General features: G+C 34.6%; 14 protein-coding genes and 1 other RNA gene. 1 reads left to right on the top strand and 14 read right to left on the bottom strand.

Annotated elements, in window-relative coordinates; genetic code table 11:
- Positions 1-47: 47 nt before the first annotated feature.
- The 13 genes from BKP37_RS16265 to BKP37_RS16205 form a co-directional block, all read right to left on the bottom strand.
- Complete coding sequence (locus BKP37_RS16265) at positions 48-1,187, bottom strand: THUMP domain-containing class I SAM-dependent RNA methyltransferase (RefSeq protein ID WP_071310674.1); 1,140 nt, start codon at positions 1,185-1,187, stop codon at positions 48-50.
- A gap of 110 nt (positions 1,188-1,297) precedes the next feature.
- On the bottom strand, positions 1,298-3,013 hold the full coding sequence (gene cydC / locus BKP37_RS16260) for a thiol reductant ABC exporter subunit CydC (protein WP_071310673.1): 1,716 nt from the start codon (positions 3,011-3,013) through the stop codon (positions 1,298-1,300).
- Positions 3,010-4,737, bottom strand: a complete 1,728-nt coding sequence (cydD, locus tag BKP37_RS16255; protein ID WP_084034801.1) for a thiol reductant ABC exporter subunit CydD — start codon at positions 4,735-4,737, stop codon at positions 3,010-3,012. The genes cydC and cydD overlap by 4 nt, the downstream gene beginning before the upstream one ends.
- A 3-nt stretch (positions 4,738-4,740) precedes the next feature.
- Positions 4,741-5,760 carry a cytochrome d ubiquinol oxidase subunit II gene (cydB, locus tag BKP37_RS16250; protein WP_071310672.1) on the bottom strand — a complete coding sequence of 340 codons (1,020 nt, stop codon included), beginning with the start codon at positions 5,758-5,760 and terminating at the stop codon, positions 4,741-4,743.
- Positions 5,760-7,130 carry a cytochrome ubiquinol oxidase subunit I gene (locus BKP37_RS16245; RefSeq protein ID WP_245712549.1) on the bottom strand — a complete coding sequence of 457 codons (1,371 nt, stop codon included), beginning with the start codon at positions 7,128-7,130 and terminating at the stop codon, positions 5,760-5,762. The genes cydB and BKP37_RS16245 overlap by 1 nt, the downstream gene beginning before the upstream one ends.
- 386 nt (positions 7,131-7,516) lie before the next feature.
- A complete protein-coding gene (locus BKP37_RS16240; protein ID WP_071310671.1) occupies positions 7,517-8,659 on the bottom strand; it encodes a GerAB/ArcD/ProY family transporter in 1,143 nt (380 codons plus the stop codon).
- Between the two features lie 91 nt (positions 8,660-8,750).
- Positions 8,751-9,896, bottom strand: a complete 1,146-nt coding sequence (locus tag BKP37_RS16235; RefSeq protein WP_071310670.1) for a Ger(x)C family spore germination protein — start codon at positions 9,894-9,896, stop codon at positions 8,751-8,753.
- Entirely contained in the window at positions 9,871-11,493 is a 1,623-nt protein-coding gene (locus tag BKP37_RS16230; protein WP_071310669.1) for a spore germination protein, read from the bottom strand. The genes BKP37_RS16235 and BKP37_RS16230 overlap by 26 nt, the downstream gene beginning before the upstream one ends.
- A gap of 139 nt (positions 11,494-11,632) precedes the next feature.
- Positions 11,633-12,024, bottom strand: an RNA gene (gene rnpB / locus BKP37_RS16225) — RNase P RNA component class B.
- A 66-nt stretch (positions 12,025-12,090) separates the two neighbouring features.
- Positions 12,091-12,483: a reverse transcriptase-like protein gene (locus BKP37_RS16220; protein ID WP_071310668.1), complete on the bottom strand. Its 393-nt coding sequence runs from the start codon at positions 12,481-12,483 to the stop codon at positions 12,091-12,093.
- A 13-nt stretch (positions 12,484-12,496) separates the two neighbouring features.
- On the bottom strand, positions 12,497-12,805 hold the full coding sequence (gpsB, locus tag BKP37_RS16215) for a cell division regulator GpsB (protein ID WP_071310667.1): 309 nt from the start codon (positions 12,803-12,805) through the stop codon (positions 12,497-12,499).
- 91 nt (positions 12,806-12,896) lie between these two features.
- Positions 12,897-13,448: an SLOG family protein gene (locus BKP37_RS16210; RefSeq protein ID WP_071310666.1), complete on the bottom strand. Its 552-nt coding sequence runs from the start codon at positions 13,446-13,448 to the stop codon at positions 12,897-12,899.
- A gap of 279 nt (positions 13,449-13,727) precedes the next feature.
- Positions 13,728-14,039: a spore coat protein gene (locus tag BKP37_RS16205; protein WP_245712548.1), complete on the bottom strand. Its 312-nt coding sequence runs from the start codon at positions 14,037-14,039 to the stop codon at positions 13,728-13,730.
- Between the two features lie 458 nt (positions 14,040-14,497).
- On the opposite strand from BKP37_RS16205, the gene BKP37_RS16200 reads away from it, so the two are divergent.
- On the top strand, positions 14,498-14,821 hold the full coding sequence (locus BKP37_RS16200; protein ID WP_071310665.1) for a 2Fe-2S iron-sulfur cluster-binding protein: 324 nt from the start codon (positions 14,498-14,500) through the stop codon (positions 14,819-14,821).
- A 305-nt stretch (positions 14,822-15,126) separates the two neighbouring features.
- On the opposite strand, the gene BKP37_RS16195 is transcribed toward BKP37_RS16200, so the two are convergent.
- Positions 15,127-15,870, bottom strand: a complete 744-nt coding sequence (locus tag BKP37_RS16195) for a 3'-5' exonuclease (protein ID WP_071310664.1) — start codon at positions 15,868-15,870, stop codon at positions 15,127-15,129.

Here is a 15,870-nt window from a genome sequence, read left to right as displayed (position 1 = left end):
GCCGTCTTCTGTTAACACTCAAATATTAAAAATACTTGTAGTTGCAGTTATTTATTCCTCGGTGGTCTTGGGCCAAAGTATTGGTAATAATCAGTTTTGATATTACCATTGTAAAGTTTGCGTTTCTTTGATGCTTTTTTACCGTATAACTCTTCAAAACCTTCGTGTGATGTAAGCATGTATACTGACCACGTATCTAGCTTTTCAAAAGCTTTCCCCATATCACGGTACATTTGTTCTACTTCCTTAATTTCACCAATTCGTTCTCCATACGGTGGATTCCCTATGATACAACCATACTCTAGCTTTGTAGTAAAATCTTTCACTTGCATTTGTTTGAAATGGAGAAGATCTCCAAAGCCTGCTTCTTGTGCATTATTAATAGAAAGCTCAACCATCTTATGGTCAATATCGCTACCAAAAATTTGTAATGGTTGATCATATCTTGCCAAATCTTCTACTTCTTCCATTGCTTGATCCCAGTTACCTTTTCCAACCCACTCCCATTTTTGGGAGGCAAAATCACGATTAAAGCCAGGAGCCATATTTTGACCGATCATAGCTGCTTCAATCGCAAGTGTACCCGATCCACAAAACGGATCCGCAAATGGACGGTCTGGATGCCAATTGGTAAGCATAATCATTGCTGCAGCCATTGTTTCTTTTAAAGGTGCTTCACTATGTAAATAACGATAACCACGTTTATGTAATCCACTACCACTTGTATCAATTGTTATAGTAGCAATATCTTTTAATAACGCAACCTCTATCCGATATAATGGACCGTCCTCGTCAAACCAAGCACGTTTATACGTTTTTTTCAAACTCTCAACAACCGCCTTTTTAACAATTGCTTGACAGTCAGACACACTAAAAAGTGTCGATTTAACAGATTTACCAATAACCGGGAACTCTCCGTTCTCAGGTATAAAATTCCCCCATGGCAATGCTTTTGTTTTTTCAAAAAGTTCATCAAAAGTAGTTGCCTTAAACTCACCAACAACTAACTTGACTCTATCAGCTGTCCTTAACCACAAATTTGTCCGACAAATCGCTTTTTCATCAGCTTCAATAATGATTTTCCCATTATCGACTTTAACATTTTCATACCCTAAATCTTTTACTTCTCTAGCTACTAGAGCCTCAAGTCCCATAGCAGCGGTTGCAATTAACTTAACTTTTCCCATAATCTTTCCTCTCTCGTAAATAATTAATAACAAGAATATATCATAACTAACAAAAACTTTCCTCATCATTTTAAATAAGAATGAATAAAGATCTTGTTATCTGTTGCCTTTTAACCGATTTTTTCTTTTTCTAGCTGCTTTAATTGATAAAAATACCTTTTCTTTTTCATTAATTGTTCGTAAGTACCTTCTTCTACAATCTTACTTTTATCAAATACGATAATTTTATCCATTTTTTCAAGTCCTACTAGTCGATGAGTAATGTATATTACTGATTTACCTTCAACTTTCGGCCATAAAAAAGATAGAACTTCTTGTTCAGTTATCGAATCTAGTCCAGTAGTCGGTTCATCCATTAATAAAATCGGAGCATCCTTTAATACCATTCTAGCAATTGCTAATCGTTGCCGTTCTCCACCGGAAATAGAAAAGCCTCTTTCACTTAAGACTGTGTCTAATTGTAAATGTTGTAAAGACATTTCATTTAAAACAAATTGTAGTTCTTCGTCTGATGCATCGGGCTTTGCTACTAATAAATTTCCACGAACAGTATCGTTAAAAAAGTGGTTTTCTTGAGCAACAACCCCAAAAAAACTACGGGCATCTTCTTCAGAAATATTTTTCAATTGAAAATTTCCTAACGATATATCTCCATCAAACTTTTTATAAAACTTTAATAGTAAATTAAGTACACTACTTTTTCCAGAGCCACTTGCACCTACAATTGCAATTTTCTCTTTGGCTTCCAATTCAAACGTTATTTTATTCAATGCGAGCCGCTCTGCATTCGGATATGAAAAAGCGACATCGGAAAAAGTAATTTTTACAGGTGTTGTAGGAACTTCAATAGTAGAGAAATCTTCCTCTACAACCGTTTGATGTTTTGTTAATTGAAATAGTCTACGAGCAGCTACCCTACTTTCCTCAAGATGACCTGGAATAACCGCCATCGGTGTTGCCACCTCAAAAACGGTTAGGGTCATAAGCACTAGCATGGCTAAAAAAACACCATTTAGTACCCCAGCCTCAACGAAGATAACTCCTACTACCAACATAACCCAAGCTATAATAAAAGATGCCGACAAGCTAATGCTTTCCCCTTTAGCAGCTAACATTCCATCTTTTTCTTGCTCCTCAATTAACTCCTTAGATGTACTGTCAATATCACTTTGTTTACCCTTTAGGCGTAGGTTTGTTCTTAAGTCTGTAAATCCAAATAAAAACTCTGTTATTTGAACTGAGATTAAAGAACGTTTTTGGCGTAAATGGTATCCGATGTTTTCAGTTAAATACGTAAAAATAAAAGGAATCACAAAACCTACAATTACTAAACCAATTAGTAATACGAATGCCATAAATATAGAAAAGGTATAAATGACAATTCCAGTCGTAATAAATACAACAATCATGACTAACGGAGGGTAAAACACTCGTAAAAAGAAATATTGAAGTCGTTCTACATCCGCAACTACTCTTGAAAGTAAATCACCACTTCGATACGAAGAAAATAATGCAGGTGCTAGTGGTTCAATTTTATCGTAAAAATAAACTCTTAATTTTCCTAAAATAGAAAACGTTGCTTTATGGGAGAAATAGCGTTCTGCATACCGACTTGCAGCTCTTGAAAGACCAAAAAAACGTACAAACAGGATTGTTAACGTTAATGTATAAAGAGGTGGGTGAAGGGCTGATTGAGAAATTAAGTATCCTCCAGTACCAAGTAGTCCTACCGATGAAATAGCTGCTAGAAACCCAAGTAATATAGCCAGTAAAATCGCCTTTTTTTCTGATATCATGACTTTTGTTAATGTAAAAAGTTCTTTCACTTATCTTCACCTCGATAGACAGAAACTAATTTATTATATAGTTCATTTTCTGTTTGAAGTTGCTCGTGAGTGCCAATTGCAGCAACTTCACCATTTGAAAAAAGCACGATTTTATCAGCAGCGATGATCGTTTGTAAGCGGTGAGCAACCGTGATAACCGTTGCTTTTTTACAAAGTTTATCTATTGCATTTTGTAAATAATACTCAGTTTCAAGATCTAATCCTGCTGTAGGTTCATCTAATAGAACCAATTTTGCGTCTTTCAAAAATGCTCTTGCCAATGCTACCCGTTGTTTTTCTCCACCTGAAAGACCAAGTCCAGCTTCACCAAGATGAGTATCATACCCATTTGGAAGTTCATTTACAAATCTGTCAACACCAGCTTCTTTAGCCGCCAAGAAAACCTGATCTACATCTGCCTTTTCATTACCCATTCGAATATTTTGTAGTATAGTTCCTGAAAACAGATAAGGTTCTTGTGAAACATATGCGATATGACTAAGCCACTCTTCTTCTTCAACCTCAGTTAGTGGCATCCCATTAACACTGACATTTCCTTCTGAAGGTGGTAGCATCCCTAGGATGATTTTTAATAGAGTTGTTTTCCCTGACCCACTTCTACCTACAAATGCTACTCTTTGACCAGCTTCAATTGATACATTAACATTCTTCAAAGTAGCTATTTCTTCGGTATACTGAAACGAAACATTTTCAACATTCACTAATAGACGATTTGTATTTTCTAGTCTTTTTTCGCCCCAAACCGGGCTGTTTTCTTCTTCGTCTAATACTTCCCAGATAGTCTCCGCGGCTGCAATACTATTTTTCCCTGAATGAAAACTAGAACCTAAATTTTTAAGTGGCATATAAAGTTCTGGTGCCAATAGTAACACAAAAAAAGCTGTATGAAATGTAATGTAGCCAAACAGAAGGCGCATCCCAACTTCAACTGCAATCATAGCTGTAGCTATTGTCGCTAATACTTCAAGCATTAATGACGAAATAAATGCTATTTTTAATACTTCCATTGTTGTATCACGAAACTGATTACTCATTGTTACAATTTCACTGCGTTGCTTTTGGCTTTGTCCGAAAACTTTTAAGATCGGAAGGCCTTGAAGAACATCTAAGAAATGCCCTGAGAACTTTAGCATACTGTCCATTTGTTCACGGGATTTCTTTTCTGTCATACTTCCAATAATAATCATAAAAAACGGAATTAATGGAGCTGTTATAAGCATAATAAGCCCAGAATAAATATTTTTCGTGAAAACAGCTACTAAAATCATTAGTGGAATCACGCCAGCTTGAATAACTTGTGGTAAAAAACTTGTATAATATGCATCTAATTGGTCTACTGCGTCTGTTAGTACACTAACGCGTTTACCTGTTTTTTCTTTATACAAATGGCTTGCTTCTGATTTAGCAAGTTTATTCATTAGCCTCTTTCTAATATTTGTTTTTACAAACGTTGCAACCTTTACACCGAATCCAGTTGTTATATAAGAAAGTAAACTACGACTCAAAAAGACTAGGAGCAGGATGAAAAGCAAAAGTGTAACATCGCTTAGCCCCTTTTCTTTTAAGAATACTTGATCAACGATAGTTGCAATTAAAATTGCTTGACTAATTGCTAAAGCTCCACCTATTGTCGCAAAGACAAGGAGAAAGACAAAAATCTTTCCCTTGACTTTTGCCTCCTCGTTTAAACGTTTATTCATCATTGTTTAATACCCGTGACGCTCAGACGTCGCTTTCCCACGAAATACGTAATAAACATAAATCGTATATAATAATACCAGCGGCATCCCGATAAGAGCAATAATAAACATTACTTTTAACGTTAACTCCGTTGAAGAGGCATTATAAATCGTTAAATTCGGAGCAACATTTGAGGAAAACACTAAATTTGGAAACATTCCACCTGCTAACGTCGCAATCTTTGTTGCTATGACCAAAGATGTTGCAATAAATAACTTACCGTAATGACCTAACTTTAGTAAAATTGGGATCGCAATTAAACATGTAACCGTAGCCACTGGTATCAAAAACAATACCGGCTGATTAAAGTAGTTCGTGTACATATGCGGTGCATAAATTTGAGCAGTTAACGTTCCAACAATCCAAAGCACAATAATCAGGATGCTAAATAATTTCGTTAAACGAATTGCTCGTTGTTGAATAACGCCTTCTGTTTTTAAAATCGTATAGCTCGAACCTTGTAACAAAAATCCAACGAGTCCAACAATCCCTAATAGAAGGGAATAAGGGTTAAGTAGGTGAAAAAAGTTTCCTGAATAGTTTTGCATACTATCCATTGGAATTCCTACAACAATATTTCCCATTGCCACTCCAAATAAAAGAGCTGGGAGAGTGCTTCCCGTGAAAAACAATTTCCCCATTAAACTTTGCATCTTTGGGTCATCTTCTGTCTTAAAATAATATTCTACAGCTATTGCTCTAAAAATTAAGCCGAACAAAACGAGTAACATCGCTAAATAAAAGCCACTAAATACCGTTGCATAAACGAAAGGAAATGCTGCAAAAAGTGCACCACCAGCTGTTAATAACCAAACTTCATTGCCATCCCAAACAGGTCCAATGGAATTAATTAACGTTTTCTTCTCTTCTTTCGTTTTACCTAATGTGTAAAACAACGTGCCTATCCCTAGATCAAAGCCGTCTAATATTGCATAACCTACAATTAGTACCCCTAATAGGATAAACCATATAATATTTAAATCCATTATGCTGTAACCTCCCTATCTGTGCTCGTTTTCTTATCAGTAAACGCTGTATCCATGTTAAACTTCTTCACTTCTTTAACCATTAGATATACCATTAAATACATCAAAAATGAATAAATACCAATGAAAAATACTAATGAGATTACTAATTCTAATGCTGATAACTGTGAAACACCATCAGCTGTCCTAAGAACACCATAGACAATCCAAGGCTGTCTACCCCATTCAGCAACGATCCAACCAGCTGTATTTGCAATATAAGGAGTAGGTAGTAATAACAGTGATGTTTTTAGTGCAAAATGATTTTCATAAAGCTTCCCTCTTCTCATCTGGAATGCTAAGTACACGGTCCAGAAAATAAAGACAAGGCCTAAACCAATCATCACACGAAAAGAAATAAAGTTTCCTAAAACAGACGGACGCTCATCCTCTGGAAATTCTTTCAAACCTAAAACAGGTGTAGTACGATCGCCATAAGTTAAATAACTTAATAGTCCTGGAATTCCGATCTCGAACTTATTTGTTTCATTTTCATAGTCTGGTATTGCAAAAAGAAGTAATGATGCATTCTCCTCAGTTTCCCAGTGAGCTTCATACGCTGCAAGTTTCTCAGGTTGAGTCTGTGAGACTAAAACTGAGTGAGAGTGTCCAGAGTACGCTTGTAAAATTGAGAATATTAATCCGAATACGACTCCATATTTCATTGATTTTTTTGCAAGTGGGATATTTCTCTTTTTTAACAGATAATAAGCGCTAATCGCAATAACAAAGAAACCTGTTAATATGTATGCCCCAAAAATCACATGGAAAAACCTGACCATTGTAGATGGATTAAAAACAGCCTCTACAAAACTCACCATCTCCGCACGATTCATTTCTTCGTTAATGATAAATCCAGCTGGTGTATGCTGCCATGAATTAGCAGCAATAATCCAAAATGATGAAAGAGTTGTTCCTAAAGATACCATAATTGCTGCAAATAAACGCATACCTCTTGAAATTTTATCTCGACCGAAAACGAGTAGTCCAATAAACGTAGACTCTAAGAAAAATGCAAAAACCCCTTCAGCAGCAAGTGGGGCTCCAAATATATCACCGACAAAGCGAGAATACCCAGCCCAATTCATTCCAAATTGAAACTCCATCGTAATCCCAGTTGCTAAACCTACTCCGAAATTAACAAGGAAAAGTTTCGTCCAAAAACGAGCCATTTTATCGTATAATGGATTTTTCGTCTTCCAAAACTTAAATTCCATACAGGCTATTAAGAAAGCGAGCCCTATTGTTAATGGAACAAAAAAATAATGAACGATAACAGTAAACATAAACTGCAATCTTGAAAGTAATAATACATCTAACATTTCAAACATTTGAATTTCCCCCTCCACACCATATTAATGGCTTAGTTTCATAACTCTTTGTTTTTTATGAAACTGTTTCTTATCATTTCAGTGATGTACATCACATTAATACCATTGTAATAGGGAAAATGGTGAAATAGTAGAGGAGAACATGACAATTTTGTGAAAATTATACACGTTTTCTTTTAATAATTATTTCAAATAACTTTTTGGAGAAATTGGTTCCTTTTTAGTGACTATCGGTGACAACAAAGGAAAATTTAACTTATCGACAAATCCTTAATCACAAAAGCCTCAGTTTGTCTTACACAATCATACGTGAATTTATATTATCCAAATACGTAACAAAGTTATCCCTAAAGTTAGTTTACCCCTCAAGGATAACCTTCTTACCTTTACTTCTTTACTTCTGATGAATTGATGAACTCCCCATTGATATCTTGTGAACTTGTAAGCTTTGGAAAGATCATAACTGCTACAGATAGTAAAAGGATAAAGATGACGGAAATAATGCCGTAAAAATAATAATCTCTTAGGAAATTATAGAAATCAACGATATGATCAAACGTGCGTATCGATGCATAGAAAAGCAATCCACCTAATAACCAGTTTACATATCGATAATCCTTCAGGTTGAACCACTGAGAAATGGCAAGACTTGTTCCGTAGTGAAGCAAAGCGATTCGTAAAAAGGCAGAAACCGACATAATCGATAAACCGTATATATCAAATCGTTCAATAAACCCGAAGCTGATTAAACGAACCATACTCTCAACTGGATAAGTAAGTTGTTTTGCTTGTTCTTCACCAAATATAGCGACTGGTCCCGAGGCAGTCGACGGAAATATGATTAAGTTTGCAATAAACAAAATGATATACACTTTTATATAAGAAATAGATTTCTCACTTTCTTTACGTACATTTAGCATTAGCAAAACGAGCATTTCACCAAAAACGGCTATTGTAAATATAATTACTGGAATGATAGGGTTAAAACCATTCTCTAAAATTGGTAGTAATTGAGAATAATCTTTTTTATCTCTTAATAAAAATGATATCGATAAACCTGAAAGAATATTTATAATGATAATCCATTCCGCAACTCTTGCAATAACTTCGATTCCTTGATGAACCATATAGAAAACAGACACTGAAAAGACAATTGATATTAACCATAGAGGGTGATCACGTAAAAAAACCGAATTAATAAAAATACTAAGACCATAAAGGGTAATTAATGATAATATAAAATAATACAAAATGATTGGTATTGTCAAAAGTCGACCAAACCAAGGACCACACCAACTAAAAAAATGTTCAACAATTGTATACCCATAAAGCTTTTCATTTAACTTTGCCATCGCTAGAAATATAATGAAACCTAGCAAAAATCCAATAGTCATTCCGAGCCATGCATCTCTACCTGACCATTCTAAAAATAATTTAATTAAAAAAAAATGCCCAATGATAACAAGTAAAGAGGTTGTAATAAAAAACACTTGCCTTGTGGCAATTGGAGTATTTTCTGTCTTCTTCATAGTTTCTCCTTAGAAAAAATGATTTTATAGTTCAAGTATTAGTGAATCGTTAGTTTATTAAACGCTCGAAAAAATAGCTGAATTTGTATCATTAAAAATTATTAAATAACCCCATTTTTATCATTTCGACAGTTACGTTAATTTCAATAGGGAGATCCGAAAAAATTTCAGACCAATTTTCTTTGTTTTTCTTCCAATATTTTGGAAACTCCCTATGAACAATCCTACCAATCCCATAAATATCAGTTCCAAGCCCTTGCGTTTTTTTTAGCGATGCTTCAATTTCCTTTACAATTTCTTGTTCAGCAGATCGGTTTATTTCCGCAATTATTTCTCCACAATCACTTTCTATTACTGTCATCATTTCACCTAACGAAGCGAATGCCTGTATATCAACCTTAACAGTTAACTTATTGTCTTTTAAAATTGGTGTAATTGCAGCACCGGTTTCTTCGACTATTTCAAGTGAAAGTTTCCCATTTTTGAATGGAACGACCGTAATTCCACCTTTTACAGCACCTTGAACCCATAGCGCACCCCTAGTTTCCATTCGATTTAAGGTACCAATCCACTTGCCCTCTTTAATGAGAGCAGTCCCTTCAATTTTATGGACATTCTCATCCTCCTCACGTTTTATAATTGATGCATAACCTACTTGACCTTGCGAAAACATCATTTCCGTAAAATGGTGTAGCCTTACTTCAGGTGAGTAAGAAACTAATGCTTGATGCTCTATTTGTTGCTCGACAGTAACGGCAGGGATATTAGCTAAATCAGAACGAATTTCAACAATTTCTCGTGCTGGTTTATCTGAGAAAACAATAAAGTGGTTCGGTTGAACTTCATTATTTCGATTAAAAAAATCTAAATATGGTTTCACATCGTTTTCTTTAAAAGAAGGGCCAAATACTACAGCTTTAATATATGGCCACATTGGTTGTTTCCCTATCTCTAGGATTGCCATTCTTACAGCATCAAAAATTGTCTCACCTTCAAACGTATAGACGTGTAGACTTTCCGCCTCCTGAAGTTCGATTAATCGCGTATCAATTAACCCCATTGTTACTTCTACATTTCCATTCTCTAGTTGATCTAGTCCAACTAACGAGACAATTACGCGGTCATCTAATTCTGTAATACCATAACAACCATTTATGAATGGGAGTATTAAAAGGAGTGTTAAGTAAAGAAATGTATTTTTATAGTTACTATTATTTTTTTCCGCGTTCCCCTTCACCTGAAGCCCCTCCTAACGATTGATTCGTTTGATTTTCTGTTTTAAATGTCAATGGACGACGTACTAATAAAGAAAGAGGAAAACGAATAATCGAATCCTTCAAATCACCTAAATTAATAGGGAATAACGGCGCACTATATGGAACACCAAAGGAACGTAGTGATGCTAAATGACTGACAACAACCATACCAAGAATTAATATTCCAAATAACCCCAAAGCCGCTCCAGCAAATACAAATAAAATTCGTAAAATACTAATGGCTTCACCTAGTGTACTTACTGGAAATGATGCGATCCCTACAATTGCAATAGTAACTACTACCGGGATTCCAACTAAGCCAGCTTGTACAGCAGCTTCCCCCAGAATAAGTGCACCAACAATACTTACCGCTTGACCAATCGGCTTAGGCATTCTCAAACCCGATTCTTTAATAATTTCAAAAACAATTAGCATACCAATCGTTTCAACAATCAACTGAAACGGTACTTCTGCCCTTTCCTTTGCAAGTGTTATTAATAAATCGAACGGTATTAAGATTGAGTGATAATACTGAAATGCAACAAAAACACCAGGTAACATAACTGAGATAAAAAAGCTTAAAATTCTAAGTAACCGAACGAAATTTGAATAAATGGGCCGGGAATAATAATCTTCAGCAACTTGAAAGTGATTAATTAACAGGTGAGGTACAGTTAATACAAAGGGAGTTCCGTCAACAAATATAGCTACTCTACCTTCTAATAATTCCGCGGCAACAGTATCTGGCTTTTCTACATTACCTATCGTAGGAAAGAGTGAGTAAGGAGCATCCTCTATCAATTGTTCTATTACTCCAGATTCTAGTACCGAATCGATTTGGATATTATTTATTCTTTTTTTTACTTCATTCAAAATATCTTTATTTACGATTCCGTCAATATACGTTATGACTACCTTCGTATGCGTTTGTTTTCCAATAATCATCGGTTCACAATGAAGTTTAGGGTCTCGTATTCTCCTTCTAACCAAGGATAAATTTGTACCAATGTCCTCATTAAAAGCATCACGTGCGCCTCTTAAAACGGATTCATTTACCGATTGCTCAATGCCTCGCACATCCATTGCTTGCGCATCAATAACTAATGCTTTTTCCTCAGCATCTATAAACAATATTACTTTACCAGTAAAAATAATCTGTGGAATTAACAAAAGATTTTCTTCAAACTCTACTTCCGAAATAGTCAATACAGATTCTTTCAAATATTTTAAAAACTGAACTGTTTCTGATGGATTATTCGGTAATTCCAGATTCATTAATGGCGATAAAATATTCTCATTGATAACTTTAGTATCTACCATTCCGGATACTGCAAATATGTAGGCAAACTTTCCATTCTTCTTACCAATTGTAAATGTGCGATTAAAGACCCCTTCGTTTTCTCCTAAAATTCTTTTCATCTCTTCAGCATTTTTATAAACATTTTTATAAACTGGCTTTGTTTGATTTTGAGAAACAGATTCGTTTTTGGAGGTAGAATTATCGTTTTGCTGAGTTTGTCCATGTGAATACTGATTATGTAACATTAATTTCACTTTCTTTTTCAACCATTGAAACATATAAAACACTCCTAATTTGCAGTTGGTTTTATTTTGCTATTTAATTCCTTTAATATTCAAAGTTAAAGAAAAGAAAAGAAAAAAACCCTACACAATCAGTGTAGAGTTTACATTTAAATCAATTATTTAGCTATAAGCGTTCGATAAGCCATGTTCTGTTCCTTTGTACTGCAAACGGCTATTAACCTCGTACTCCGGTGGTAATCATCTATCTACAAAAAGCTTTTACTTTTTGTCCTTCTCGATCGTTCAATTCCTTTTCGAGAAGGTTCCCCTACCAAATTTGGGTTTCTCGCTCGTGGGGTTTACCGCGTTCCACTCTCCTCGTTTCCGAGCAGACTCCGTCACTGTGGCACTTTCAAGGTAGTAACACCATATCTATAAGACTTAGGTGCGTTCCCTGCCGTTAGTCCAGTCGTAACCAGACTACCCTAGCTTATGACTTCGCTAGGCACGAACACTACGGTCATCGCAGACCGTGCGAGCATGGACTTTCCTCAACATCAAATGATGCAGCAATTACCTGAACGCCTAATGGCTGTCGTCTTGACGACAAAATTAATTATACCTTGTTAAACAAGATATTACAACAGGTAGTTATTCCCTGTTTTTTTGTATCGCTTTTTTCGCTAATTGGTCTGCAACAGCATTGTTCTTACTTGGAATCCATTTAATAAAAAATAAATCAAAGGAATCTATGTAATGTAACGCTTTTTTTATTAAGGTTGCATGAGGTTCACGTTTTGCAAAGCGCTTTTCCACAGAATCTTCAACAATCTTTGAGTCAGTGCGAAAAGAGACAACTTTATAGTTTTTCCGAGTACATATTTCTAGTGCTTTGAGTAATGCCCAAAATTCAGCTTCATGGCTTGACATTTTTCCTAAGGGAAAAGAATATTGTTCTACATTGCCATTTACTTTAATAAAAACTCCTGCTCCTGCATCACCAGGATTGCCAGTACTAGCACCGTCAATATAAACTTCAATCAATTTCTAAAACCCCTTAATCAAAGAGCTTATTTCCAAACACGTGTTTCTCTAAATTAGATAATCTTTTTAAAATATCATAATTTGTATTTCCTTGAGTTACACCTTGACGTGTTTGCTGTTCAGTATTTTTTTCAGCTTCTTTTTTTAATTTAGCATTTTCATTTTCAAGTAATTCGATTCTTTTTTGAAATTGCTCATAATCTTTAATTACTGTGTCTAAAAATTTATCAACTTCATCTTGATTATAGCCCTTTAGGCTAGTTTTAAATTCTTTTTCTAAAATTTCTTTAGGACTTAGTTGTGCAATAGTCTTTCCAACCATGTTTAGTCACCTCTACCTTAAAAGTGAATTCAATTCGAAACATACTATTCTATATTTTTTCAAAACATTCTTAAATTGTCAATTATGTTTTTTACCATTGTTCTATATCATCTTGGTACGCCAATTCTATTTCATCTGGGTAGATATAGAAAATTTCATAATTTGACTTTTCACTACGAGCTTTTGCATAAGTAATATAATAACTTGGCGAACCTGGTTTGTCATCATCAAATATGACTAAAAGTGCATCACTTTTTTCGACAATAAATTGATTTTTTAATTTTAATTGACTTGGGTTCTCATAATTCCTCTTTGTAATACTATCGACATAATCAGCTCTTTGTAAAACATTTTGATACTGTTCTTTCCTAGCATCATTCCACTTTTCCTCTTGATTATAGAAAGGGGTTAACACCGCTAGTTTAATATTTGGGTATTGTTTTTTCAGATTAATAACAACTTCTCCACACCATAACTCGACCCCTAGTTGTCCAGAAATAATGACCCATTCTAATCCATCTTCAATAAACGAAATCAAACGTTTTTCTAATACCTTTTTTATGTAAGTAATTCCTTTATGTTTCTCATCAAATACTCCTAATTCGTGAGCCTTATATCCTGTAACCGCTAATACTTTAACCATTGTAAGCACCTCTAAAAAAATTAATCAAACGTTTAATTAATTTTTATATATTTAAAAACTCACTACACAGTGAGGTTTTTTTCATCCCCACTGATTGTTAGTTTACTTTCTACCTCTTAAGAGATAAATTCATGCGGGAATTTCACTATTCCTAAAGAGTGTAAAAACTATTTATCAATTACTTAAGTCCATTAACAAAGTGATGCATTTTAGTGTAAATAAAAGGGTAGGCAAAAAAATTAAGCCTTACCCTTCACAGAAATTACTATCTAATTTGAATTAAAAGAAACGACGACGAGGTGCAGGTGCTACTCCTGGCGCTCCAATTGGTCCTGGAACTGGTGTTCCTGGTGCTACTGGCGGGCCTGGAGGGCAAACGAAATGCTGGTTAGCCACTTGATCAACAGCTGATACAGTGTGTGGGAAGTTATGATAGTGCTTATAAAGGTGTTTATTTACTACTGTTGTATGACTTGGGTGCACCTCAGGTACTATATATTCGCAGCATTTGTGTTGTACATAGTGTTGTGTCGGATGAATACGAGGTGGTAACATTTGTTGATGTCCTACTGGTGGTCTTGGATAGAACATATATTATTCCTCCTTTTTTTATAGGTTCAATATCAACCTATGTAACACCACGCAAACATGTACTAGTATAATCACCTATTTTATGCAATGAATTAGTTAAATTCCACTCATAACAAAGAAAGTAACTCCGATCATGACGAAAAACATAATTAATATATATAAAACCATAGCAATCTCTCCAAATAAATATTTTTTATCCATCATTTATTTTATTTACAAAGACCTCTTTTTACAACAGGAAATTTTAATTGTTTTTTCCTACTTTGTCATTTCTTTAATCTTTTTCAAAAATCTACAGTAGATAATCTGACTACAGTTTAATAAAATGACGAAAAAGCTTGAAATCACGCTGTTTTTGCGCTTACCCAGGAAATATAAATTTACCTCATTTCCCATTCCTTAGAAGAATATTAATAAAATATTCAGTTGTATAATTTTTATTGAAGGGTGGAATTTTCATGGCTAAAATTACTGTTATTGACTACCATACTTTTGACGGTGAAGATGGAAAAAAACTTTCCAATCAACTAGTTGATAATAAGGTTGATATTTTACACCGCTGTGGTGGTAAGGGAAGGTGCACGACCTGTCGAGTAGAAGTTTTCGAAGGGGCTTTTGGAGACATTTCAGATATTGAAAAACAATCATTAGCGAAAAAAGGACTCACACAAAAAAATGTTCGTTTATCATGTCAAATTAGAGTTAACGGCGACGCAACTATTAATCCTATCATGACGAAATCAAACTCACATTTGGAGCCCGGTCCAAGACCAGAGGAATAACAAGAAAAGCGCAAGGCGCCACAGCTCTAGATGTAAAAATATTTGTTGTTTTGCTTCTTCTAGCGTAGCTTCCTGAAGTCAGTTGTTTGACTGAGTTGAGTGATGGACGAGATAAGGATATAGACGTTAGACTTTCGTTCTCCACTTATCGTTATGGAGGTGAGGTTAACTTTTTAGTCAATGGGCTCTGAAGTTAGAAAGCTTACCAACTCCAGAAATTTATGCTTTAAAATGTGGATCTGAACATCGCTCAGATCCACTTCTTCTATATATGTAAAAGGCGCCTACGAATTTAAATTTTAAGGTTAAGAAGAAATAAATAGTCTACCTTTTTTCTTACTTTTTATCTGCGAGTAATCACGAATTGAATGAACACCTTCTTTACTTAATAAAAATAATAACTCAGCAAAGACTTCAGATGTCATTTTGGCATCATTTAATGCATGATGCCTACGTTTTTGTTCAATTTGAAACTGTGAAACTAGATTGTCGAGTTTATTGTTACTTTTAGGTTGTAAATAGTTCGCAATGAAATAAGAGTCGATAAACGTGGGTGTGTAGTTTAATATCCCCCATCTTTTAGCCATCTCTTGTAAGAAGTGAACATCAAAAGAAGCAGGATGCGCAACAAGAACTGTATTTTCACTAAATTTAAGAAGTTTAAAAAATGCCTCCTGAAACGTAATGCCCTTATTTATTTGTTCCTTTGTTAACCCTGTTAAAGAATAAATATATTCAGGAACTTCATTTATCGGATTAATGACTTTATAAAATTGATTAATAATCTCATTACCATTCATTTTGATTGCTCCAATAGAGACAATTTCATCACCTATTCTCGGAAAAAAACCAGTTGTTTCTAGATCAAATACTGTGTAAGTTGTTTCTAGTAGGCTTTGATTAGGTTTTAGTGTTACCTGGTAATTTGATAAATGTTCAGTAAGCTTCACTTGAATTTCCGGATTCGTACATTTTTTCTGTTTAATCTTTAAATTAAATTGATCGTAAAAAATATATTTTAAAATTTTTAATGATGGAATCGGCTCCAT

It is taken from the genome of Anaerobacillus alkalilacustris (genome assembly GCF_001866005.1).
Classification (GTDB): domain Bacteria; phylum Bacillota; class Bacilli; order Bacillales; family Anaerobacillaceae; genus Anaerobacillus; species Anaerobacillus alkalilacustris.
This window is presented reverse-complemented; position numbering and strand designations above follow the sequence as displayed.